General features: G+C 32.4%; 20 protein-coding genes and 1 pseudogene. 3 read left to right on the top strand and 18 right to left on the bottom strand.

The window, feature by feature from the left end; genetic code table 11:
* Positions 1–6: 6 nt before the first annotated feature.
* The 4 genes from TA89_RS01035 to TA89_RS01020 form a co-directional block, all read right to left on the bottom strand.
* Positions 7–1,467, bottom strand: a complete 1,461-nt coding sequence (locus TA89_RS01035; RefSeq protein ID WP_040210172.1) for a sensor histidine kinase — start codon at positions 1,465–1,467, stop codon at positions 7–9.
* Positions 1,464–2,441 (bottom strand): sugar-binding protein, encoded by a 978-nt coding sequence (locus TA89_RS01030; protein WP_040210170.1) that lies wholly within the window; start codon positions 2,439–2,441, stop codon positions 1,464–1,466. Before TA89_RS01030 ends, TA89_RS01035 begins: the two co-directional genes overlap by 4 nt.
* Before the next feature lie 114 nt (positions 2,442–2,555).
* On the bottom strand, positions 2,556–3,995 hold the full coding sequence (locus TA89_RS01025; protein WP_040210168.1) for a DUF4652 domain-containing protein: 1,440 nt from the start codon (positions 3,993–3,995) through the stop codon (positions 2,556–2,558).
* Positions 3,996–3,998: 3 nt separating this feature from the next.
* Positions 3,999–4,559 carry an RNA polymerase sigma factor gene (locus tag TA89_RS01020; RefSeq protein ID WP_040210166.1) on the bottom strand — a complete coding sequence of 187 codons (561 nt, stop codon included), beginning with the start codon at positions 4,557–4,559 and terminating at the stop codon, positions 3,999–4,001.
* Between the two features lie 196 nt (positions 4,560–4,755).
* Here TA89_RS01020 and TA89_RS01015 point away from each other — a divergent pair, with 196 nt between their 5' ends.
* Entirely contained in the window at positions 4,756–5,889 is a 1,134-nt protein-coding gene (locus TA89_RS01015) for a CapA family protein (RefSeq protein ID WP_040210164.1), read from the top strand.
* A gap of 72 nt (positions 5,890–5,961) precedes the next feature.
* On the opposite strand, the gene TA89_RS01010 is transcribed toward TA89_RS01015, so the two are convergent.
* Together TA89_RS01010 and TA89_RS01005 are read right to left on the bottom strand one after the other, a co-directional pair.
* Positions 5,962–6,498 carry a hypothetical protein gene (locus TA89_RS01010; protein ID WP_040210163.1) on the bottom strand — a complete coding sequence of 179 codons (537 nt, stop codon included), beginning with the start codon at positions 6,496–6,498 and terminating at the stop codon, positions 5,962–5,964.
* A gap of 235 nt (positions 6,499–6,733) precedes the next feature.
* A complete protein-coding gene (locus TA89_RS01005) occupies positions 6,734–7,303 on the bottom strand; it encodes a DUF3867 domain-containing protein (RefSeq protein WP_040210160.1) in 570 nt (189 codons plus the stop codon).
* 244 nt (positions 7,304–7,547) lie between these two features.
* Here TA89_RS01005 and TA89_RS01000 point away from each other — a divergent pair, with 244 nt between their 5' ends.
* Positions 7,548–8,603, top strand: coding sequence for a serine hydrolase (locus tag TA89_RS01000; protein WP_052447251.1), 1,056 nt, complete (start codon positions 7,548–7,550; stop codon positions 8,601–8,603).
* 137 nt (positions 8,604–8,740) lie between these two features.
* Here TA89_RS01000 and TA89_RS00995 read toward each other — a convergent pair whose 3' ends face one another.
* From TA89_RS00995 to TA89_RS00980, 4 genes are read right to left on the bottom strand one after another with little or no spacing between them, the layout of a single operon-like run.
* Positions 8,741–9,772 carry a s-methyl-5-thioribose-1-phosphate isomerase gene (locus tag TA89_RS00995; protein ID WP_040210159.1) on the bottom strand — a complete coding sequence of 344 codons (1,032 nt, stop codon included), beginning with the start codon at positions 9,770–9,772 and terminating at the stop codon, positions 8,741–8,743.
* A gap of 15 nt (positions 9,773–9,787) precedes the next feature.
* Positions 9,788–10,939 carry an iron-containing alcohol dehydrogenase gene (locus TA89_RS00990; protein WP_147590042.1) on the bottom strand — a complete coding sequence of 384 codons (1,152 nt, stop codon included), beginning with the start codon at positions 10,937–10,939 and terminating at the stop codon, positions 9,788–9,790.
* A 9-nt stretch (positions 10,940–10,948) separates the two neighbouring features.
* Entirely contained in the window at positions 10,949–11,590 is a 642-nt protein-coding gene (locus tag TA89_RS00985; RefSeq protein ID WP_040210157.1) for a class II aldolase/adducin family protein, read from the bottom strand.
* 26 nt (positions 11,591–11,616) lie between these two features.
* Positions 11,617–13,029, bottom strand: coding sequence for a YfcC family protein (locus TA89_RS00980; RefSeq protein WP_040210156.1), 1,413 nt, complete (start codon positions 13,027–13,029; stop codon positions 11,617–11,619).
* A gap of 114 nt (positions 13,030–13,143) precedes the next feature.
* Between TA89_RS00980 and TA89_RS00975 the strand changes: the two genes are divergently transcribed.
* The gene (locus TA89_RS00975; protein ID WP_040210155.1) at positions 13,144–13,938 is read left to right on the top strand and encodes a DeoR/GlpR family DNA-binding transcription regulator; all 795 of its coding nucleotides are present in this window, start codon (positions 13,144–13,146) and stop codon (positions 13,936–13,938) included.
* A 30-nt stretch (positions 13,939–13,968) separates the two neighbouring features.
* Here the strand turns inward: TA89_RS00975 and TA89_RS00970 are convergent, their stop codons facing one another.
* The 8 genes and pseudogenes from TA89_RS00970 to TA89_RS00935 form a co-directional block, all read right to left on the bottom strand.
* Positions 13,969–15,393, bottom strand: a complete 1,425-nt coding sequence (locus TA89_RS00970; protein ID WP_040210153.1) for a YfcC family protein — start codon at positions 15,391–15,393, stop codon at positions 13,969–13,971.
* 14 nt (positions 15,394–15,407) lie between these two features.
* Entirely contained in the window at positions 15,408–16,442 is a 1,035-nt protein-coding gene (locus tag TA89_RS00965; protein ID WP_040210151.1) for an aldose epimerase family protein, read from the bottom strand.
* 11 nt (positions 16,443–16,453) lie between these two features.
* A complete protein-coding gene (gene mtnK / locus TA89_RS00960; protein ID WP_242850046.1) occupies positions 16,454–17,638 on the bottom strand; it encodes an S-methyl-5-thioribose kinase in 1,185 nt (394 codons plus the stop codon).
* Positions 17,639–18,057: 419 nt separating this feature from the next.
* On the bottom strand, positions 18,058–18,951 hold the full coding sequence (locus tag TA89_RS00955) for an NAD-dependent epimerase/dehydratase family protein (RefSeq protein ID WP_040210146.1): 894 nt from the start codon (positions 18,949–18,951) through the stop codon (positions 18,058–18,060).
* Positions 18,952–19,018: 67 nt separating this feature from the next.
* Positions 19,019–20,350, bottom strand: a complete 1,332-nt coding sequence (locus TA89_RS00950; protein WP_040210143.1) for a CoA-disulfide reductase — start codon at positions 20,348–20,350, stop codon at positions 19,019–19,021.
* Positions 20,351–20,486: 136 nt separating this feature from the next.
* A pseudogene (gene tkt, locus TA89_RS00945) lies at positions 20,487–22,471 on the bottom strand (transketolase).
* 11 nt (positions 22,472–22,482) lie between these two features.
* A complete protein-coding gene (fsa, locus tag TA89_RS00940; protein ID WP_040210141.1) occupies positions 22,483–23,130 on the bottom strand; it encodes a fructose-6-phosphate aldolase in 648 nt (215 codons plus the stop codon).
* Between the two features lie 212 nt (positions 23,131–23,342).
* On the bottom strand, positions 23,343–23,924 hold a 582-nt coding region (locus TA89_RS00935), incomplete at its 5' end, for a His/Gly/Thr/Pro-type tRNA ligase C-terminal domain-containing protein (protein ID WP_040210139.1).

Below are 23,924 nucleotides of genomic sequence, written 5' to 3'. Positions count from 1 at the left end.
CCTCTCCTATGCTGGAATTTTAACATAAATCTTTGTGCCCTTATTTTCCTCGCTTAATATGGTTATAACGTCTTCATCCTCAAAAAATATCCTTAATCTATTAACCACATTTCCCACTCCTAAACCGGTAGTTTGTCCATGAACCTTTGATATGTTATTGCCCTGCAATATTTCTTCAATCTTTTGATAGCTCATCCCAGCACCATTATCCTCTATCTTTATAATACAGTGATTTCTTATTTTTAATGCTTCAATATTAATTATGCCTCCCTCTTCCATGCCTTCTATACCATGAGTCAAAGCATTTTCAACCAGGGGTTGAAGTATCATTCCTGGGATTTTAACCTCTAATACCTCTTCATCCAGTTTTATATTGAATCTTACCCTGTCACCAAATCTTATACTTTGAAGAAAGAGATATTCTTTTATAATTTCAAATTCTCCTCCTATGGTGGTTATATGGTCAATCATATTAAGGCTGTACCTAAGAAGAACAGCTACTGAATTAAGCATTTTTTCAGTATTATAAGCTTCCTCCTCTACAGCAGTTAAAACTATAGAATTTAAAGCGTTGAATAAAAAATGAGGATTTATCTGGGATTGAAGAACCTTGAGCCTGGACTCCTTTATCATATTTTGCGCTGTGAGATTTTTAAGCTCCTCATCCTTTAACCTCTTCTCAATAGCGGCTTTATCCTGTATTTCCTTAACTAAATCATTTATATCCTTTACCATTGCATTAAAACCCTCAGTTACCACCTGAAGTTCATATATCTCTGGAGTTTCAAGCTCAGGTACATCAAATTCTCCCTTAGAAACCTTTTTAGAAAGATCTGTAAGGCTGTTCAAGGGCTCTGTAATATCCTTAGCCATGAGCTTGGCAAAGGTGGAAGCAAAAATCAGCATAAACGCAACAGAGATTAACAAAACTGCATTTTTTCTCGAATTGTCCTGAGATATGTTTTTGTATAACTGCTCGTTATATTTTAAATACTCATTTTGTATTTTTAAGGAATATTCATTTATGAATGTGGTGATTTCCCTGGTTTCCTGAAGCCTTTTATAAAATTCTTCTCCTCTGTCATAAATATAAAACACCAATATTGCATCCTGGGAAGATTCAAGAAAGCTTTCAACAGTATTTTTTAAATCCTCTACTAAATAAAAACCTTCATTTAGTTTATAGTCATCCAATTTTTTAACATTTTCAGCTGCCAGCTCATAATGTACAATATAATTCTTCAAATCACTATCGGTTTTTGTTAAAAAATACTTTTCTAAATATAGCTTTGAGGAATTTATTTCCTTATTGATGTTATTAATTACAAACATTTTATTTATCATATCATTATATTGATTTTCCATAGATTTAATTCTCAAAATTGAATACATGTTTATGGATATAATTGATATAATAGCTATGGAAATGAATCCTAATAATCTTATTCTTAAGCTTCTATAATTCACTTTACTCTAGCTCCTTTTTTTTCCTCCTCTAAAGTTTCATTAGTTATAATCTCTATTTCCGTTATATATTCATTTTTTTCCAAGGTTTTACCCTCAAGTATATCCATCATAAGATTTACAGCTTTATATCCCATGTCATATGGTTTTTGTGCCACAGTAGCATATATTACCCCTTGATTTATGTATTCCATGGTTTCAGGGAGATCATCAAAACTTATGACATGAACTCTTCCCTGCATTTTTATATCTGCAACAGCCCTTGCTGCACCCATTCCGTCTAAGGCGCTTGTACAAAATATTGCATCAACATAAGGTGCTTCTTTTAATATTTTTTTAGCAGCAAGTTCAGCCTCTAAAGCATAAGAATTAGAGGATCGAGTTTCAACGATTTCAATGTTACTGTATTTTTCTATATAACTTTTAAATCCTTCAACCCTTTCCAGCTGATTGGTGTTATTACTCCCTCCCATAATAATTCCAACCTCTCCGTTCATTCCCAATTTATTCATTAAAGCTCTTGCACCAGCCTCTCCTGCTTTTATATTATCTGTTCCCACGTATGCAGCCCTATTTGATTTTTTTGCATCGGTATCTACAGTTATTACAGGTATACCTTTTGACATGGCTTTATTTATATAAGGAGTGGCGGACTCCTCTGCTAATACATAGGTTATTATTCCATCCTTTTTAGCTATTATTGATTTTTCTATTAGTCTTAGGCTTTCCTCAAGAGAGCTTGTTTCCGGTCCATCGTATTCAAGTATGCAGTCCCTTTTTTCAGCTGCATCCTCTGCACCTTTCTTTACAATATTCCAGTAATCGTTGTTATAAACATGAGCAAGAAGTACTATCCTTTTCTTATCCTTTAAATTTTCTGTGTTATCTATTTGTATAGTACTTTTATTCCATATAATTGATAAAAGAAGTATACCTAAAGCTGCTATAGTTAGTACGATATATTTATATCCTTTCATAATTTCTCCTTATATTATATAAATTTACAGTATAATTCTATATTATAACATTAATGTTATAAATACATATAAGTAAAATAAAAAACGTACTATAAATATAGTACGTTTTTTTATTTAAGACTGAGGAGCTGTGAATATGTCGGCTATTTTCCATTCCTCTTTTTCGCTTACTTTAACCATTATAATCCTTTGATTATTTATTCCTCTTTTTACAGGACCTTTATAAGCGTCATCAAAGCTATATTCAACCTCTGCACAATAGGTATCTGCTAACGCAGTTTTATAGTCTTTAAGCAAGTCTTTTATTGTGCTGTCTATCCTTATAATCTTGTTAATTTTTATGGATTTTATATGGCTTAATTCACCTAACCTGTCTTTATAGTTTTTATCATAATCCGCTAGGAACATTGATTTTGCTTTGTTATAATCTTTAGAAGTCACGGCTTCAGAAAAGTTTAGTACTGCCGCAACCTGAGGTAATGAATTTTTCGCCATATCTTCCATGGTGATAAAGTCAAAGGTTATCTTTTTCTTTTCCGTATGAAGCTTAAGGAATTCATCATCGTCATATACCGCCATATTTAACTCTAAGACTTTATCTAATTTTTTTACTGTAGCTACGGATTCCTTGTTGCTTGAAGTTTTATAGACTAAAGTTGTTTTTCCGGTATTAATATTAAGAAGATACAGATCTCCTCCTCTTACCACAGTTCCATGGGCCAAACCAACTATTATAAATAAGTTTTCATCGTCAGCCCATTCAATGAATAAAGGAGAATATGCAGCAGTCTGGTTACTTTTATTTACGATATTAATATCTCTATATTGATTAAGCTTGTTGTCCTTTATAACTATAGTAGAAACGCCTTCTTCAAAAACACCTTCTACTATTTCTGACTCTTCAAGCATTTCGCCCTTGCCGTCTAATAAAGCACTGAATTTTCTACTCGGTGATGTTTTCCACGAAGAAGGATATTCATACTTTTTTCCCTGTTCTCTAGGCTGAACTATAAACTCAGGTATACTTATACCTTCTTCAATCTTCATAGATCCCTTTAATCTGTTTGCTAACTGCGAGTAATCCGGTATGGTATCCATAGCCTTAGTACTTTCTTTTATAACATTATCATTAATAGTCTTATTCTCAATATTTGCTGAAATTTTGTCAGTACTGTTAACTGCTATATTATTATTACGCGGGACCTGATTTAATATATCTGAACTAAAGACTGTAAATATAAACAAAGCTGCTGCAAAGGCTGTTATAACTTTAAATCTGTTTTTTATAAAAGCGTATTTGATTTTTACAATAGGGTTTTTTGAGTATCTCTTTTTATCTATATGATTTATTATCCTTGTTCTGGAACTGTTAAATCTGATATTTTCCCCTGCTAAAACAGAATAAAAAACATCATCTATGCTTTTTTCTTCTTCGTAAAGCTTTTTACATCCCCTACATCCATTAAGATGTTCCTCCATGGCTTCCTTGACTTCCAGAAAAACTTCGCCTTCCATGTAATCTTTTAAATATTTTTTAAATGTACTGCAGTTCATCAGCTACACCTCCCTTACACCATGATTCTGGTTTTGATCTCTGAATTCTTTAAATTTATCTCTACATTTATAAAATCTTCGTTTAACGGCAGATTCACTTATATCCATAATTTCTGAAATATCCAAAAAAGTAATCTCTTGAGTGTATCTTAACAGTAAAATCTGTCTGTCAGTTTCGCCTAAGGTATCTAAAAATGAAAGTATCATTCTTCTGGTTTCATTAAATTCTGCCTGCTCTTCCGGCTGTGGAGCTTTAGATTTAAGTTCATGTACATCTTCTAAATTAGCTTCATACACCCTTCTATATTTTCTTACATAATCAATACATTTATTTTTTGCAATTTGAATTATCCAATTTGAAAACTTATATCGGGAATTATAGGTATATAGTTTATTATAAACTGTTATAAAAACTTCCTGAGTAATATCTTCCGAAGCTTCTTTGTCCTTTAAAAAGCTATATACATATTTTAACACCATAAGTTCATATTTATTTACTAGTATATTAAAGCTATCTATATTGCCGCTTAATACCTCTTTCACAAGCTTTAAATCTTCGTTCAACTATTTCACCCCTTAGAAGCTTTGGAATCTTTACCCTGCTTATTTATACTTTTCACTATTATATACGTAATTAAATAATATATCGTTACAATAAAACAATAAAGCTGTTAAATTTACGCTCAACAATTATTAATAAATTGTAAATTAGACAAATATACTTTACAATTAATATACATATCAAAAGGTGGTGTGATTTGTGTTAAAAAACAAATTTAAAATAATGATATTTTTTCTTCTTGTGCTATCTGCTTCAGTGTTTTTTGGGGGATGTCTCCATAATTCAAAAAGAGACTTAAGTAATGATTCTGAATCAAAACCTGTACAAGCCCCTCAAAATTTAGTAGAGAATAAAGATAAATCTTCAGAAAGTAAGAAGGATAATGAGGAAAAAGAAATTCTTTTAAGCTTTGCCGGAGATTCTACTTTAGGCACTGATAAAAAATTTAATCAATCTACTTCTCTGCCAGCAATGCTTAAATCAAAGAATAATGACTATTCCTATTTTTTTAAAAATGTAAAGCCTATTTTTGAAAAGGACGATTTAACTATTGTAAATTTAGAAGGACCGCTTACAAGGCATGATAAAATAAACACCAATAAACAGTTTAATTTTAAAGGCGATCCAGAACTTGCAAATGCCCTTACCTCAGGGTCTATAGAAGCGGTAAATCTTGCCAATAACCACACCTTCGATTATGGTGAAACAGGCTTTAAAGATACTAAAAAAGCTTTAGAAGGTGAGAACATCAAATATTTCGGTGCAGGGCATAAATATATAACCGATATTAAAGGAATTAAGTTTGGATTCCTTGGTTATGAAATCTGGAATGAAGGCTCCAGTTTAAAAACAAAAATTCAGAAGGACATTCAGGAGCTAAAGTCTCAGGGTGCTATAGTTATATTAAACGCTCATTGGGGTATAGAAAGAGATTACAAGCCCTATTCCATTCAAAAAAATATGGCTCATTTTGCTGTAGACAATGGTGCAGATCTAATAATCGGTCATCACCCCCATGTGGTTCAAAGTGTGGAAAAATATAAGGATAAATATATTTTCTATTCTTTAGGAAATTTTGCTTTTGGAGGAAACAGTAATCCTTCTGATAAAGATACTATGATAGTTCAGGTGCTTTACAAATTTAAAGGAAGCAATCTTGAAAATACCGGTGTCAAAGTAATACCTGCCTCCATATCTTCTGTGAACCACAAAAATGACTACTGTCCTACTCCAGCATCAGGAACTGAAAAAAACAGGATACTTAAAAAGATAAATTCTCTTTCTATAAATTTAGATTTTCAATTTGATGATAAATTTCATTTCGTAAATTAAAAATAAAATTTCCATAAAAAAAGAGTTTAAAGATTTTTTATCCTTAAACTCTTTTTTTATAAATTATAAATATTATCCTAAAGGTTTAACCTCAACTATTTCTAAGAATAACGAATTGTCATTAGCCTTTTCTCCAGCTTCCTTTTTAAGCTTTTCTTTTGTATCCTTATCCTCAACCATCTTAACAACTAACCTTGCACCCTTATTTCTGTCGTTCTTTTCTTGAGCTGCAGGATTATAAATGTAGTAACTTATTACTCCTATTTTGTGGTTTTTAAAGTTCTCTAAAGTTTGGTTTGGAGCAAGTCCCATTACTAAATATTTATCATTTATAGCTCCAGGAACAGCAACTGCAAGGTTTGGTGATCCGTCTGGATTTGTTGTAGCTATAGTTACAGAACCTTCTCTCTTATTAATAGAATCCACTAAAGCTTGTCCAGTTAATGATCCTTTTTCATAAAAAACTTTTGTTGAAGCTTTAGATATGCTGTCTGTCTTTGCATCTTTTAAGGATATCTTTCCTTCATCGGATGAGGATGCTCCTCCGCAGCCTGTTAACGCTGCAGCCATAACAATTCCTGATAATAACACAACTAATTTCTTTTTCATAATTCCTTGTCCTCCTAATGTCATACCTTATTTGTTACTTATATCGTTGGTAGACTGTTTTAATTATAGTGTAATTTGCACGCTCCTTATAATTAACATAATAAGTATGTTAACGGAGTCAAATTAATGTTAACATATTGTTAAAATTTAATCAATATTTTTTTACTTAAGGTTTATCGGAGGCAGAATAAAGGCTATTGAAAAATAGTTTATAAAAGTCAAATATCTATTTATATTAGTATTGATAAGTAGAAGTGTTTTCACATATAGTTATAGTTAATTCTTTGTTGTTTATAACTTTTTTGTAAGAAACCAGGAATTCATTTAGTTCTACATCCTTTAAATCTATATTTTTATAGCTTTTCAATATAATATCGCTTTCTGCAATTAAAATTTCCAATTCATTTACGCTGTTTTTAATAGTATAGGTAGTAAAGGATTTTGCTGCAATTCTCTCTTTATATTTTTCATAAAAGCTAGCACTTTTCCTAAAGGCTTCGTAATTTGGACTTTTGGGGTCTATACCTAATTTATCCATATCTATCCCAAAGTTTTTCATCTGATTATTTAACGAATCCATGTCTACTCCATATCTATCCATGAGCTTTTTCTGAATATTAAAGAGTTTCTCCTCAGAAATATTATTATGCTCCATATATTCCCTTATTTTGTTAGACACCTCTGCCATAGTTATGTCTCCCGAGGACATAGAATAATAAAGCCCATATATATACTGTTCAAATTTATCTACATCTTTTTCATTAGCTTTATTTTTAAGCTCATTAAAATCTATAATATCACTCATCAAACATTCTCCTCCCAGCATTAACACTCTTTTAAAATTTTCAAACATTTAATCTTTTATTATTTATACATATTGTAATGAGTTGTCTATTCTAATATATGTGTAACTCTCACATATTAATAAATATGTTATCACTCTTTTATTAAAATTTCAGTAATAATATTAAACATTTTTTTAAGAAAATTCAGGAAGCTTTAACTTACAGTTAAAGTATATTACCATATAATTAGGAGGTGTTACTGGCATGAAGAAGAAAAAGAGAAAAAAAACAATTCTCACCAAAAATTTAATAGTTACTGCTTTCATTCTTACATTGTCCCTTACAGGGATAATGCTGATTAACTCTAAAATATCTGCAATGGACAACCATCCTCATACCAACAAATCAAAAGCTGAAGGTGTCAGTGCTGCTGATAAACAGCAAAATCCCTCTGTGAATTCAGATGAAAACTCCTCTGAATTAGATTCTTACATAAACTCTGAAGAGGTTTCCAAGGAAGGCTATGAAGCTGATAATAAACTATCAGAAGGCTCACAGCATAATAAATCAACAGCTTCAGAAGCCGAAACTCTTTTGAAAGAAATGGAAAATAACATAAAAAATTATATGGGAGCAGACTTAAACAGCTTAGGATTTATATATTATGATACCAGCACCGGAGAGAAAATATCCATAAATGAAAATAAAATTTTTTTAGCTGCCAGCACTGTTAAGGTTCAGCTTAATATGATTGCCTATGACTGGGCAGAAAAAGGAAGGTTATCTTTAGATGACTCTATAAAGTACAAGGAGTCAGATAATGAAGACGGTACAGGAATACTTCAGAATCAGGATAAATCACAGCCTTTTAAAATTCAAGAGCTTCTGGATTATTCCATAATATATTCTGATAATATTGCAACTAATATGCTATTCAGAACACTGGGAGGATATAAAAAAGTTAGGAGTATGGTAAATAAAAAGTTTGGTATAAACATGGATACTTCCGGCAATTATATCACCCCTCAAGGTGAATTTACTATTTTGAAATATCTTTATGATAACAGGACAAACAGTAATTATGCCCATTTAATTGACGTTATGAAAGGTACAGTATTTCATGACAGAATTGACAAATATATTCCTCAGGATATATCTGCACATAAAACCGGTGAGTATGATTATTATGTAAATGATGTAGGTATTATTTTTACTGAAAACCCCTATATTTTAGTAGTATATACTTATAATATTGAGAATGCACATGAGAAAATAGCTGAAATTTCTAAAATGATTTATAATTATCACATTAACAAATAAATTATAAGCTAATTACGAGAACGTTAGAAAATTTCTGTAAAAAGTCTTCTAACGTTCCCAATTAAAAACTTTGATTTTTTGTAGCCTAAATATTTACATAGTCTTTTTCTTTATTTTGTTTACTGCTTAAAAATCAACTACTTATAATATCTGTTTAAATCATATGCTGAATAAATACCCTTATTAGTTACAATTCCACTAACTAGCTCAGGTGGCGTAATATCAAAGGATGGATATAGTCCCTTAACACCTTCCATAGCTGTTCTTACTCCCATTGCCTGAAGAACAAAATCCCCATCTCTCATTTCAATATGAACAGAGTTTATGTCTTCATGGGATTTGTCAGGAATACCTGTTGCAAAGTAAGGTATTCCAAAATGCTTGCATAGTATAGCAATTTGATATGTTCCTACCTTATTAACAACATGTCCATCTAAAGATATTGCATCAGCAGCTGATGTAAATAAATCTATTAATCCATTTTTCATGGCATAAGCTATCATATTATCTGTTACAACTGTTACATCAAATCCCTGATCATAAGCAACGCTTGCAGTGAGCCTGGCCCCTTGAAAATATGGTCTTGTCTCTGCACACATAATCTTAATATCTTTTTTTCTTAACTTAGCTTCCTTAAGCATTAACCCAACAATAGTTTCCCCAAAACATTGAGTTAATACTGTTCCCTTATCCGGAAACATATCAACTAAATACTTTGCTACTTCTCCTATTCTTAAGTACTTATTATTTATTTCTTCTAATGTATGTAAAAATATTGATTGATCAGTTTCTTTACCATTTTCTAAAGCTTGAACTGCTTCTTCATAACATTTTTTTGTAATAATCTCCATACGAGCTGCTGTAGTTGGTCTTGCATGCGATAACGTATATGCAGCCTTTTTCAAATATTCTAATTGCTCATTTTTAGACATATTTTTGCATTCATATGCAGCTAAAGCCATCCCCATTCCTGCCGCTAAATAAGGTCCTGCACTTTGAGTTACCATATCCGTAATTGCTTGTGCCACTTCTGAGTGATGCTTACATATAACAAATTCAACTTTTGTTGGGTAAATTCTTCTATCTAATATGCTAACTTTTCCCTCTTCATACCATGCAACATTTTCATATTGAAGCATAAATGCTAGATCTTTATCTGCTCTTATCATTTTAACTTCCTCCAATTACATTAGCCTTCTTAATATATTTATTATTTCTTCCTTAGTTGGCATAACTGGCGATGTAAAAATACAACCATCTTGAAGAGATTTTTCTGCCAATATATCAATATCCTCTTCCTTAACTCCAATATCAGTTAAAGATTGTGAAGTTCCAACTCTTTCTGATAACTCTTTAATTAATCTAACTGCATAACTTGCTTTTTCTTTCTCTGTCATGTTTATGCATTCTATAGGTTTTATGCTTTCTGCAATTAAAGCATAGTCCTTTATACATGAATTTTTATTGAATTCCATTATTTCTGGCAATAATACCGCATTACATAAACCATGTGGTAAATTATAAGTTGCTCCTATTTGATGAGCCATAGCATGTACCAAGCCTAACCCTGCATTACCAAAGCTTAATCCTGCTATGTATTGACCATAAGCCATAGCATCTCTTGCTTCCACATTACCTAAATCTTCTACAGCTTTAGGCAGATATTTATAAATGAGTTCAATGGCTTTAATTGCTAAAATATTAGTTAAAACCGAATTATTTTTAGAAACTAATCCTTCAATAGCATGTGTTAATGCATCCATCCCTGTTTGAGCAGTTATACTCTTAGGTAATCCCATCATAAGTTCTATGTCATTAACTGCTATAGACGGCATTGCATAATCATCCTTAAATATTAGCTTTCTTTTTTCCTTTTCATCGCTAATTAAATAAGCTCTTGAAATTTCACTAGCAGTACCCGCTGTTGTATTTATTGCAACCAGCAACTTGCCTTTATTTTTACTCTTATTTCCACCTTGGTAATCTTTAATACTTCCACCATTTGATATTAAAACATTTATTGCCTTAGCGCAGTCATTTGCAGATCCTCCACCAATAGCCACAATAAAGTCACAATTTTCTTCTTTGTACCTAGCACTGCCGTTTTCCACATTATCTAAAGTTGGATTAGGAGTAACATCCTTATATATGGTATATGCAATTTGTGCTTCATCCAATACTTCTGTAATTTTACTAACTATTCCTATTTCAAACAGAACCTTATCTGTAACAACAAGCGCCTTCTTTACTCCTTCCCTTTTTAGTAAAGGTATTAGCTCTTTTCTCGAACCATATCCAAATAAACTCATTGGTGCTGCTGCAAATGTTTTTATCATATAAACCACCTACTTTTTCAAATTATATCTTTCCCTTAATATATCTTGCGCTTTCTCTGGTACCATCTGTGGCTCTCCCATAAGCTTTGCATAATGATATGCCTTTGCTGCATCTTCAACGTAAATAGCTCGTATGTATGCTTGCTCTGGAGTATTACCTACAGCTACAACTCCATGATTTTGAAGTAAAGCTGCATTTCTATTTGCCATAACATCAACTGCATGTAATCCAACTTCTGAAGTTCCGGGCATTCCAAATCTAGCCACTGGTATATCTCCCCCTAAGAAAGGCAACATCTCAACTAATATTAGAGGAATTTTTTCATCTACAATTGCAAATCCTGTTGCATATGGTGAGTGGGTGTGTATTACTGAATTAACATGATCATAATGTTTATAAAGTTCAACATGTAACAACCATTCTGAAGATGGCTTAAACTTTCCTTCTACAACTTCTCCATCTAAGTTAATCACAACAATATCTTCTGGTTTCATTGCTAAATAATCACCATTTGTTGGTGTAATAAATACTTTATTGCTTTCCCTATCATAATAACTTACATTTCCACTAGTTCCAGCTACTAGACCCTCTTTATATGCTCTCGTAGCTACTTCTTTTACTCTTTTTTTAATTTCATTCCACTCTTTCATTTCTTTCTCCTTTTTTAGTGTAATTTTTAAAATGGTCCCCAATTTATCTTCACTGCAAACAGTAAAAACACCCATGTAACTGCGTATACAATTAAAACTACCTTATATGCAAACTTTACCCACTTTCCAAAAGGAACACGTGCAAGTCCACACATTGCCATAAGTGACCCTAGTGTTGGATAAATTATATTTGTTATGCCGTCTCCAATTTGGAAGGCTAAAATGCTAACTTGATTTGTAAGCCCAACTACCTCTCCTAATGGGAACATAATAGGTATTGTAGCTGCAGCTTGTCCACTTCCTGATGGTATTAAAAAATTTATTAGCCCATGTATTATTGTCATTATAATTGCTGAAGAATATTTGCCAAACATATCTAATTTTTGTGAGAGTCCATAAATAACACTATCTAGGATATTACCATTTTCAAGGATAATTTGTATTGCACGACCAAGACCAACCATCATGGCTGCACCAAACATCACACCAGCTCCACTTGTAAAGATATCTATAGCCTTATTAATTGGCATTTTGGTAATAATGGCAACAATAATAGCAACCACCAAAAATGCAGTCATCATTTCATCAAGATACCAGCCATACTTTATTGGTCCAATAATTAAAGCGATAAATAATCCAAGTAACGCTAATAAAACATACTTATCCTTTTTATTTATTGTATATTCATCGAAATTTTTCGAAAAACCAAGCCCTTCTGTGCTAATTCCATTAACTAAACTTTTCTCAGGATTTTTTTTAACCTTATTTCCATACCATACAATAACACTTGCACCTGCAATTGTTGCCGTTAGCCAGCAAACTGTTCTAAGCAGCATTCCTGAAAATAGTGGTAATCCCGCTATAGCCTGAGATGTACCTATTGTAGAGGCACAAATTGGTCCAAGTGCAAAACCTATTCCTCCTCCTACAACTATCATTGCCAGTCCAACAATTAAGTCATATCCAAGTCCCAAAGCTATGGAGACTCCAATAACTGTAAATGGAATCTGAATTTCAGGTCCAACTACTAATCCTAAACAAGAAAATAAAAATGTAACAATATAAACTACTGCACTTGATGGAATTTTTGACTTATTTATTTTCCTAAGCAAAACCCCTATACTGTTTTCCAATGCTCCAGTTGAATTAATTATTTTGAAAGCCCCTGATGAAATTAATATCATAAATATAATATTTGAAGCTGCTTGTAATCCCTTAGGAATAGCAGTAAACATCTCAAAAATCCCTGCTGGATTTCCATCTACCTCATGGAAAGTTCCCGGAACAATAACTAATCTATTTGTTCCTTCTACAGCAACTCTTTCAAAGGCTCCTGGCTGTATTATCCATGTCAAGGCTGTGGCAAAAATAATGATTGCAAATAATATCACATAAGTATTAGGCATTTTGCTATACCATTTATTTTTCTTATTCTCCATAATAATTCCTCCACAATTTCTTTTAGTCAATGTGGTTTTTTATTAATTATTGACTGTTTTTGTTTGGTATATTAAAATATTTTATATAATAAATTAAAAGAGAGGTTTATACATATGATTCCAGCAGTTCGTCGTGAACAAATCAAAAAAATGATACTTACAAAGAAGAATGTTTCAGTAATCGATCTTTCACAGTCCTTTTCAGTCAGTGAAGAAACTATAAGGAGAGACCTTAAAATTCTTGAAGAAGAAGGCATTCTTACCAGGACACACGGTGGTGCTATTATAGAAAATCGTGTTGCAAGTACTGTTAGCAATACAGTTCTTGAAAACATATTTGTTGAGAATAAACAGCAAATAGCTATACAGTCTAAGCATTTCATTAAAAATAATGATGTAATTTATTTAGATTCATCAACAACATCTTTTCATATTTGTAAAGAAATTCTCGATCTAAACCTTACAATTGTCACCAACTCTTTAAGTATTATTAACTTGCTAAGTGAGCATTCAAACATTCAAGTTATAAGCGTCGGTGGTTCTTTGTCTACCTCCAGGAAATGCTTTATAGGTAGAAATGCAATACAATCTTTAAGTAAGTATTACTTTGATAAAGCATTTATATCTTGCCGCTCTTTAAGTATCGAAGAAGGTATCACTGACTCTAATGATAATGATGCAGTTATAAAAGAAATTGTATTAAGCCGTTCAAAAAATACTTTCCTAGTAGCTGACCACTCTAAATTTAATCGTGTATCATTTTCATACATTGCTTCTTTAAAAGATATTAATCATATTATTACAGACTCCCCTGTTGATAATGACTGGATAGAATATGCAAAAGTTAATAACATTACTATTTGGGATACTACTGAAAATCCTACTCATTTATACAAAGAGCAGTATTAGATACCGCTCTTTGTTATGTTTTTATACTTTTTAGAATGGTCCGTAGTTTATCTTAACTGCTATAAATATGAATATCCATGATACAACGAATACTGCTAAAACTAATTTAAGTGCAAATTTAACCCATTTTTCAAATGGTACTCTTGCAAGACCACACATAGCTATAGTTGCTCCAACTGTTGGAAGAATAACATTAGGTATGGTGGCTCTAGCTTGCATAGCTAAAACTGTTGTTTGCTGAGTCATGTTTAATAATTCTCCAAGTGGTGATAAAATTGGCATCATTGTAACTGTTAATCCACTTCCTGATGGTATAAAGAAGTGAACAATAGCAGTAATAAGAGATATACCAATTCCTGCAAGAGTTGGACTTAATGCTGATAATGGCTCTGAAATTGAATTTATAATGGTATCCATAATCATTCCGTTTTCTAATACAATTTGAATTGCTCGTGCTATACCAACTACTAAAGCAATACTTGCTGTGTTTTTAGCTCCTAATGTAAATCCATCAATAATATCTTTTGTTTTTAATCCATATAAATAACCTGCAGCAAGTCCACCTATTATAAATACTGCACTCATTTCATCTAAATACCACCCAAATTTACTTGCACCAATTACTATTGCAAAGAACATTGCTAATAGTACAAGGAGTACTCTCACATGTTTTGCTGTTACTTTATATTCATCAAAGCTCTTTTCAAAACCTAAACCTTCTGTGTTTATACCTTTAACAAGACTCTTATTCGGATCTTTTGATATTTTTTTAGCATATAACGATATTACTGATGCTACTACACATGTTGTAACAAACCATAATAACATACGGAATCCAAAACCTGAAAAAGCAGGTAACCCAACTACAGAGTGAGCTGTTCCTATAATTGAAGCATTTATTGGACCCATAGCCCATCCCATGTATCCGCCTCCCATTACCATAGCTAGACCAACTATTAAATCATAGCCAAGGCCAAGAGCTATTGATACACCTATTAAAGTAAATGGAATTTGTATTTCCGGGCCAACAATCAAACCAAGAGAAGCAAATATAAATGTCATTATCCAAATAACTAGTGTTCCTGGAACATTACTTTTCTTTATGAATCTTAATAAAGAACCAACACCATTTTCAAGTGCTCCTGTCTTATTAATAACAGCAAAAGCTCCCGTAGATAAAATAATTATAAAAATAATATTTGCTGATGCACTCATTCCCTTTGGAATAGCTACAAATAAATCAAATAACCCTGTTGGATTTGACTCAACTACTTTGTAAGAGCCTGGAACAACCACCGGTCTCGAAACCCCTTCAACGGTCTCTCTTATGAAAGATCCTGCAGGCAATATATATGTAAGTACTGCTGCTGCGACTACTATTAGAAACAGTATTACATATGTATCCGGCATCTTTTGCCACCATTTCTTCTTTCCTTCTTTTATGTTCGTGTTCATTATTATTTATCCCCCTAATTTTTTATATTAAATGAATAATTTATTTTCATATTGTACCTCTTCCCCTTAAGATGAATAGGCTTTTTAAAATGTGTAAAGTTTATGCTATTTGGAAAATACTGAGGTTCTAAACAAATTCCCATTCTTTTCCCATACTTTATACCATATTTTCCAATATGTTCTCTTATATAGTTGCCACTATAAAATTGTAATCCAACAGCATCAGTAGAAAGCTTCATTTCAATCCCACTGTTATCTCCATATAGAATAGCAGACACTTCTTCTCCATCTAAAACAAAGTTATGATCATATCCATTAGCATATTTTATTTGCAGTTCTTCCTCATCAAATAAATTCTCTATTTTAGTTAACTTACTAAAATCAAATACTGTGTTTTCAGTTTTTATAATTTCTCCTGTTAAAAGACCATTACTTCCAAGTGGTGTTATGTACTTTGAATTTATTTGTAATTCTTGAGAAAATGAATCTACATTATCTAGCCCATTTAAGTTGAAGTATGAGTGATTTGTTAAATTAACAACTGTATCCTTATCTGAAATTGTTTTATACTCACTAAGTAATTCATTATTATCGGTCCATCTATAAATTACCTCCAACTCTAATTCTCCTGGGTAATTTTCTTCTCCGTCTGGGCTAATATATTTTAGTAACAAACCGTCTTCTAAAATTACGTAATCAAAAACCTTCTTATTAAATCCTTCTTTACCACCATGCAGATGATTTTTCCCTTCATTTGCAAAAAGCTTATATTCTTGGTTATTAAGTTCAAACCTAGAATCATTAATACGATTTGCACATCTTCCCACAAGGGCTCCAATAAATCCACCTGCACTATCATAGTCTTCAATTGTATCAAAGCCCATAACCACATCTGTTAACTTGTTATTTTTATCCTTTATCAATATAGATTGTATAATGCATCCATAGTTTAAAATTTTAACAACATTACCTTTGTTATTTGTAATAGTAAAAATAAATACTTTTTCATTTTTCTCAGTCAATCCAAATAATGCTTTTTCTATTTTCATAATTATTTCCCCTAATTATGCTTATTTATTTCTTCTATATAAGCTTGTCCATTTAAAAATAATGAACGTTTCTTAATTGCATTTTTTGAAATACTAATCATTTTTCTTTCAACTGCTGCCCTTGCCTCAGAATTACTTATATTTGTTAAATCTCTAACTTTTGCAACCCCAACAATTCTTCTAATAATTTCCATCCCCATAGTTCCGGCTGCGTCACTTAGAATGCCTTCAATATAGTACTTTTTAAATTCTTCTGTTTTAGCTAACTCTTCTTTAACTATCTCATCATACTTTGCATTTATCTTCTCAACAAATAAATCTACTATATTTCTAATACTTTCTTTAACCCATGAAATAAACATTTCTTTTTTGCTACTATCATCTAAAGTAGCTTCAGCATGATACAATGCAAAAATTAAGTGAGCAATAACATTTCCCAAGTCATATCCTATTGGCCCATAGAATGCAAATTCCGGATCAAACACTTTTGTCTCTTTATTTGTTACGAATATAGAACCTGAATGTAAATCTCCATGAATTAAAGCTTGTGCATTATTCATAAAGCCAAACTTTAATTTTGTTCCTTCTAAAACTAATTCCCTATCTTCATAGATTTCCTTGCGAACATAATCTTTCATTTCGTCAATTGTATAATTTTTATTACTAAAGTTTTGTAAAGCTTCTGAATAAACAAGTTGTTCACTTATATCACATAAATCTGGATTGATATATTTTTTTACCATTCCTTTTTTTTCTTTATGATCCATAGCTATATCTGTAGTCGGTAATAAAATATTAACTAAGTAAGTTGTAATTTGATCTGCGAAATTTGGAAAAGTTTTATAATTTAAAAGAGCATTTCTCATAATCTCATATTCCTTTAAATCTTCCATTGCACAGCAACACATCACTGAATCATAACCATATACTTTTGGCACATACTCTTTTGCATACTTTGCCTGGTGCATTAATATTTCAGCTTCAATTCTATTTCTATCAGTATCAACAATTCTCCCTGATTTGCTGCGTGTTTCCACACCTGAGTGTTTTAAGATTACGGATTTTCCATCTTCATCCATAACTCTAAATACATAATTTAAATTTCCGTCTCCAATTTCTTTACATTTTAGTTTTGCATCTTTTTTGAAGAAATCATACTTTTCTTGTACATATTCCATTATATCTTCTTCATTCATCAAAAAGTACTTATCAAATTTGCCCATATACGCTTCAGCCCCTTTCTTTATTTTAGTTGTTAAGTATTGTTTTATTTGTGTTTTTGTTGTTTTAATATTAACATAAGTGTGGTTTTTTTGTCAATATCCATATGTAAATGTTTTTAGTTGTTTTAAAGATTACTTTTGTGTGTTTTTGTTGTTTTTAATTATTCGTTAATTTAGAGTTTTATATTCTATTAAAGCATTCTTATTCTTTATATCTTTAAATGTAAATTAGAGATTTTTCTTTCAATTAGTACACATATTACACTAAAAAAATATTTTCATGATATTATATTATTTTAAATAATTCTTATATAAAAAAATCCAGTAGCAGATAAATAACAAATAAATTACCCGCTGCTTACCAAGTAAAGCAGCGGGTAATTTATTCAACACTAATATCCCAATATCTTTTCAATTCCAGTTTCTTTTTGATCTATGTCATTATTTACTTCCCAAATATTTTCCGCCTTAAATCCAAGAAATCTTTCAGCCTTTTCTGTGCTTTCAAAGCCTTCATGATCCATAAAAGTTCCCCTTACTTCTGCATTCGGCATATATTTATTAATTAAATCTATGCTTGGCGTGAGACATCTGGTATTAGGCGCAGCTATATAAAACACTTCATGCCCTTTAAAGTCCGCTTCTATAGCTAATCTAAAAGCTCTTGCACAATCTTCTTTATCAATATAAGACCATAGGTTCCATACATAAAAATCAACATCTTCATCCTGAGCAAAGTTCATATCATTTTTGACCTTCTTAACATCTGCAACATAAGTAATTCTCAGGCTTGAAATCGTCATATCCGGGAACCTATGAGCAAAGGAATCCGCAATTTGTTCTCCAACAATTTTTGATATTCCATAGCTGTTATCCGGAGTAGCTGGATGCTCTTCATCCACAGGAATATACTGTGGAACTACAGGTTTATGTGCAAAGGTAACTCCTAAAGCGCAATCGCTGGAGGCTATGGCCACCTTTTTTATTCCCTGAATGCCTGCAGCCATCAATATATTGTATACTCCCATTACATTATTTTGAAACACTCTTGGATCGTTATCTTCCTTATCTGGCTGAGGTATAGCAGCAAGATGTATAACCGCATCGCAGCCTTTTATTGCATTGAATACTTCATCATAATTTCTTATATCAACATTTATCTGTTCAGTAGGGCATCCCTTCCAAAAATTTCTAGTAAGTGCAGTTACCTCATATCCACTTTTCATTAAATGTTTTATTACATTTTGTCCAACCAATCCATTGGCACCTGTTACTGACACCTTCATTTATTCTCCTCCTTTTTCCACTTCATTTTATATGTTCTATCAGTATTACAATATTTTTTACCTTAGTTTATATAGTTGCTTCAGCAGATATGTTAACTGCATCCCAAGCAGTTGCATAAGGAGGTGTATACCCTAAATCCATTAAGGCAATTTCCTCTAAGGTCATATCATTATATATAGCGGCAGCAAATACACCTATTCTTAATGCGGCGCCATCCTTGCCAAGGGTTTGAGCACCAAGAAGCCTGTGGGTATCTTTTTCATAAATAATCTTTATATACAAATCAGTTTGGTCCGGATAATATGAAACATGATTTTTAGCTTTTATAAAGTTAGTTTCATAGTTTATTCCTTTAGCTTTTGCCTGAGCTTCGCTTATCCCTGTCATGGCTGCCTGAAGTTTCATAACTTTTAACATGGAACTGCCTAAGGTTCCGGGAAAACTCCTGCTGCCTCCTGCCATATTTTCTCCGGCTATTTTCCCCATTTTGTTAGCAGTGGTAGCAAGGGCAATATATGTGTTTTCCTTTAATACTCTGTGATAAACAACGGCACAGTCACCAGCTGAATATATATTCTTATAGTTAGTTCTCATATAATTATCAATTATCACAGCACCTTTTTCAGTAAGCTCAATACCACTGTCCTTTAAAAATTCAGTATTTGGCCTTACGCCAATGCTCATTATTACTATATCTGCATTATAAGTATTCTCAGAGGTTTTAACTGCTTTTACATACTCTTCTCCTATAAGTTCTTCTACCTTTTCTTTTACACGAATCTGTACTCCTTTGCTCCTCAATTCCTCCTGTACCAATTCAGAGATCTCCTTATCAAAAACGTTTAAAACTCTTTCTCCCGCCTCGATTATACACACTTCCTTGTTTAGCTTCACCATGGATTCCGCAAGTTCCACACCTATATATCCTCCACCTACAATGGCTACCTTTTTAATCTCCTTACTTATCAATGTCTTTTTTAGCTTAATCGAATCCTCCAAGGTCTTTAGTGTATATACATTTTTAAGTTCTTTCCCCTTAATTGGCGGTACAATAGCTGAGGCTCCAGAAGCAACCATAAGCTTATCAAAGTTATCTTCAAATACTTCTCCATTTTTTAAATTTTTAACTATGAGTTTATTTTCTTTAGGAAACACTTTTATAACTTCATGATTGGTTTTAACCTTTATATCCTTTTTATAAAAATCCTCTGGAGTTCGTTGAATAAGAGAATTGAAATCTTTAGTTATACCTGAAATATAATAAGGAATTCCACAGGAGCCGTAAGATATATATTCTCCCCTTTCATATACTATAATCTCTGCATTTTTATCCACCCTTTTAGCTTTTGCAGCTGCACTCATTCCCGCAGCTACTCCACCTATAACTATTATTTTCAATTACTATCACATCCCATTCTTATTAAGAAACTTCACTTATATACATTTTACTTATAAAATACATATAATCCTTAAAGGTTTTGTGAATATACTATAAAAAAAGAGACAAAGCATATATGCTTTGCCTCTTTCTTTATTATTTATTTATAAGTTGCTCCGCTTTATTTACTATGTTTTCTACAGTAAATCCAAACTCTTTGAATATTTCCTCTGCTTTTCCTGAAGCTCCAAAATGGTCTAAAGATATTATATCACCATCTAGCCTATATATTTATGCCATCCAAAAGAGCTTGCAGCTTCTACAGCAATTCTCTTCCTCACATTTAAAGGTAATACCTTTTCTTTGTATTCTTCGCTTTGTGCATTAAACAACTCCATTGAAGGCATACTTACTACTCTTGCTGCTATTCCTTTTTCTTCTAACTCCTTAGCTGCATTGTAGATAAGCTCAACCTCTGAACCTGAAGCCATTAATATAACATCTGGTGTTTCTTTGCTGCTTTCTTTTAAGATGTATCCACCCTTTAGAGCTTCTTTTCCCGTCTCATCGAATAAAGGAAGCTTTTGTCTTGTAAGGACCAAGGATACAGGGCCATCATTCTTTGTAACAGCTAAATACCAGCCCGCAGCAGTTTCTTTAGAATCTGCAGGTCTATATACAGTCATATTAGGTATACTTCTTAAAGCTGCTAAATGTTCTATAGGCTGATGTGTAGGTCCATCTTCTCCAACTCCTATACTGTCATGAGTAAGTACATAAGTAGTTGGAATACCCATAAGGGCAGACAGCCTCATAGATGGCTTCATATAATCACTAAATACAAAGAAGGTTGATACAAATGGCCTTAAACCTCCATGAAGGCATAGTCCATTACCTATAGCTGCCATAGCATGTTCCCTTACACCGAAATGCAGGTTAGCTCCGCTTCTATCTTCTGCTGAAAAATCCCCTTTATCTTTTATATAAGTTTTTGTAGAAGGTGCCAGGTCTGCAGAACCTCCTATAATGTTAGGTATAATTTCTGCAAGCCTATTGATTACAACTCCTGAAGATTCTCTTGTAGCCATTGGCTTTTCAAATGTCCAAAAACTTTCTTCATTAAGGGCATCAACATTTACGCTGCCGCTGAACCATTTTTCCCATTCCTCAGCAAGAGCTGGGAAGTTCTTTTTATAATCCTGGAAAAGAATATTCCATTCCTGTTCCTTTTGTTTTGCATTTTCTCTAAACGCCTTCATTTCTTCCTTTACTTCTTCAGGCACAGTAAAAGGCTCCTGGTTCCAGGAAATCAAATCCTTAAATTCTTTAATATTCTCTTCTCCTAAAGGCTCGCCGTGAGCTGAAGCTTTTCCCTGCTTCTTTGGAACGCCATAGCCTATTATGTTCTTAACTATTATTATTGTAGGTCTTGAGGTATCTTTTTTACCTTCCTCAATAGCCTTACTGATTTCTTCCATGTTGTTTCCATCTTCAACCCTAAGTACCTGCCAGCCATAACCTTCATATCTCTTTGCCACATCTTCACGGAAAGCGATATCAGTGTTTCCTTCGATGGAAATATTGTTAGAATCATAAAGCATTATAAGTTTTCCAAGAGCCAGAGTACCTGCAAGAGAACTGGCTTCTCCGGAAATACCCTCCATAAGGCATCCATCACCGGCAATAACATAAGTATAGTGATCTACTATATTGTAACTTTCTCTATTGAATTTTGCTGAAAGATATGCTTCTGCCATAGCCATACCTACTGCATTTGCCACGCCCTGTCCAAGAGGTCCTGTGGTGGTTTCTACTCCATCAGTGTGCAGATATTCAGGGTGTCCTGCAGCTTTGCTGTGAAGCTGTCTGAAATTCTTTATATCTTCCATGGATACATCGTAACCAAAGATATGAAGAAGTGAATATATAAGCATAGATCCATGTCCTGCTGAAAGAACAAATCTGTCTCTGTCCACCCACTTAGAATTTGCAGGGTTGTGTTTTAGATGTTTTGACCATAGAGTGTAAGCCATTGGAGCGCAGCCCAATGGAAGACCTGGATGTCCTGATTTAGCTTTTTCAATAGCTTCAGCTGAAAGTACTCTTATAGTGTTTACCGCCATATTGTCTATATTATTCATACTGTTCCTCCTTATTTATTGAATACTGAATTCCAATCCTTCATAAATTTTTCTATTCCGCTGTCGGTTAAAGGATGTTTCAACATTTGTATTATAACATTGTATGGAACAGTTGCGATATGTGCACCTGCTTCAGCAGCATGTATTATATGCATAGGATTCCTTATGCTAGCAGCGATAATTTCAGTATCTATTCCATGTATTTCAAAGATATTTACTATTGAATTTATTAATCCCATAGAATCGGAAGTAATGTCATCTAACCTGCCTAAAAATGGACTTACATAAGTGGCTCCTGCTCTTGCAGCAAGAAGTGCCTGACCAGGATTAAAAATTAAGGTTACATTTGTTTTTATTCCTTCCTTTGAAAGAACTTTTACAGCTTTTAATCCTTCTTCTGTTATAGGAAGCTTAACTACCATGTTTTTATGCATTGCAGCTATTTCTCTTCCCTCTTTTATCATTTCTTCAGCTTTAGTCCCTATTACTTCACCACTTATAGGACCATCTACTATGGAAGTGATTTCTTTAATAACTTCTTTAAAATCTCTTCCTTCTTTTGCTATAAGGGATGGATTAGTTGTAACCCCACATATTACACCCATTTCTTCTGCTTTTCTTATTTCTTCTAAGTTAGCAGTATCAATAAAAAGCTTCATATTTTACATCCTCCTATACTTTAACTATTTTTACTAAGCTTATCATAAATTGCTAAGCTTCAAGTGTCTCTGTTATTATTCTACCACTCAATTTAATTATTTGGAATTATATATTATAATCTTCTTTAAAATGCGATTTTTATTCACTGTATATAAAATTTTATACAAAAGCTAATATTATCAAAGAAGAAGACAAAACATAATGTTCTTTTTTAGCTTTTTTTGATAGAATTTACTATCTCTTCAATTGAGTACTTAAATTGTTCTCCGCTTTGCATATTTTTTAAAGTTAGCTTTCCGCTTTCAATTTCATCGCTTCCTATAATAATTACGTATGGAATTCCAAGCTTATTAGCATAGTTGAGCTTTTTAGCAAATTTGGTTTCTTCAAAATATACCTCTGATATTATTCCATATTCTTTAAGCTTATTTGCTGATTTAATAGCATAAGATGCATTATCATCCATTGGTATTACAAGGACTTCAGTTAAGGTAGAATTCTCCTTTTTCATTAAACCGGCTTCGTTAAGCTGATAGAATAATCTGCTTAACCCTATAGAAATTCCTACACCGGGAAGCTTCTCCTTAGTATAATAATCTGCAAGATTATCATATCTCCCACCTGAACAAACGGACCCTATGGAAGGATATTCATTTAATATAGTTTCATAAACGGTACCGGTATAATAATCAAGACCTCTTGCAATCTTTAAATTGATTTTAAAATTCTCCTCCGGTACTTTAAATTCTCTTATATAATAAACAACTTTTTCTAATTCATCTACACCTTCAAC

The sequence above is a fragment of the Clostridium polynesiense genome (genome assembly GCF_000820705.1).
GTDB classification, from domain to species: Bacteria; Bacillota; Clostridia; order Clostridiales; family Clostridiaceae; genus Clostridium_AA; species Clostridium_AA polynesiense.
This window is presented reverse-complemented; position numbering and strand designations above follow the sequence as displayed.

Bases quoted from the DNA above. Each gene is read 5' to 3' on its own strand.
- TA89_RS01030 (WP_040210170.1), bottom strand. From the start codon at position 2,441: ATGAAAGGATATAAATATATCGTACTAACTATAGCAGCTTTAGGTATA.
- TA89_RS01025 (WP_040210168.1), bottom strand. From the start codon at position 3,995: ATGAACTGCAGTACATTTAAAAAATATTTAAAAGATTACATGGAAGGC.
- TA89_RS01010 (WP_040210163.1), bottom strand. From the start codon at position 6,498: ATGAAAAAGAAATTAGTTGTGTTATTATCAGGAATTGTTATGGCTGCA.
- TA89_RS01005 (WP_040210160.1), bottom strand. From the start codon at position 7,303: ATGAGTGATATTATAGATTTTAATGAGCTTAAAAATAAAGCTAATGAA.
- TA89_RS01000 (WP_052447251.1), top strand. From the start codon at position 7,548: ATGAAGAAGAAAAAGAGAAAAAAAACAATTCTCACCAAAAATTTAATA.
- TA89_RS00995 (WP_040210159.1), bottom strand. From the start codon at position 9,772: ATGATAAGAGCAGATAAAGATCTAGCATTTATGCTTCAATATGAAAAT.
- TA89_RS00990 (WP_147590042.1), bottom strand. From the start codon at position 10,939: ATGATAAAAACATTTGCAGCAGCACCAATGAGTTTATTTGGATATGGT.
- TA89_RS00985 (WP_040210157.1), bottom strand. From the start codon at position 11,590: ATGAAAGAGTGGAATGAAATTAAAAAAAGAGTAAAAGAAGTAGCTACG.
- TA89_RS00980 (WP_040210156.1), bottom strand. From the start codon at position 13,029: ATGGAGAATAAGAAAAATAAATGGTATAGCAAAATGCCTAATACTTAT.
- TA89_RS00975 (WP_040210155.1), top strand. From the start codon at position 13,144: ATGATTCCAGCAGTTCGTCGTGAACAAATCAAAAAAATGATACTTACA.
- TA89_RS00970 (WP_040210153.1), bottom strand. From the start codon at position 15,393: ATGAACACGAACATAAAAGAAGGAAAGAAGAAATGGTGGCAAAAGATG.
- TA89_RS00965 (WP_040210151.1), bottom strand. From the start codon at position 16,442: ATGAAAATAGAAAAAGCATTATTTGGATTGACTGAGAAAAATGAAAAA.
- mtnK (WP_242850046.1), bottom strand. From the start codon at position 17,638: ATGAATGAAGAAGATATAATGGAATATGTACAAGAAAAGTATGATTTC.
- TA89_RS00955 (WP_040210146.1), bottom strand. From the start codon at position 18,951: ATGAAGGTGTCAGTAACAGGTGCCAATGGATTGGTTGGACAAAATGTA.
- fsa (WP_040210141.1), bottom strand. From the start codon at position 23,130: ATGAAGCTTTTTATTGATACTGCTAACTTAGAAGAAATAAGAAAAGCA.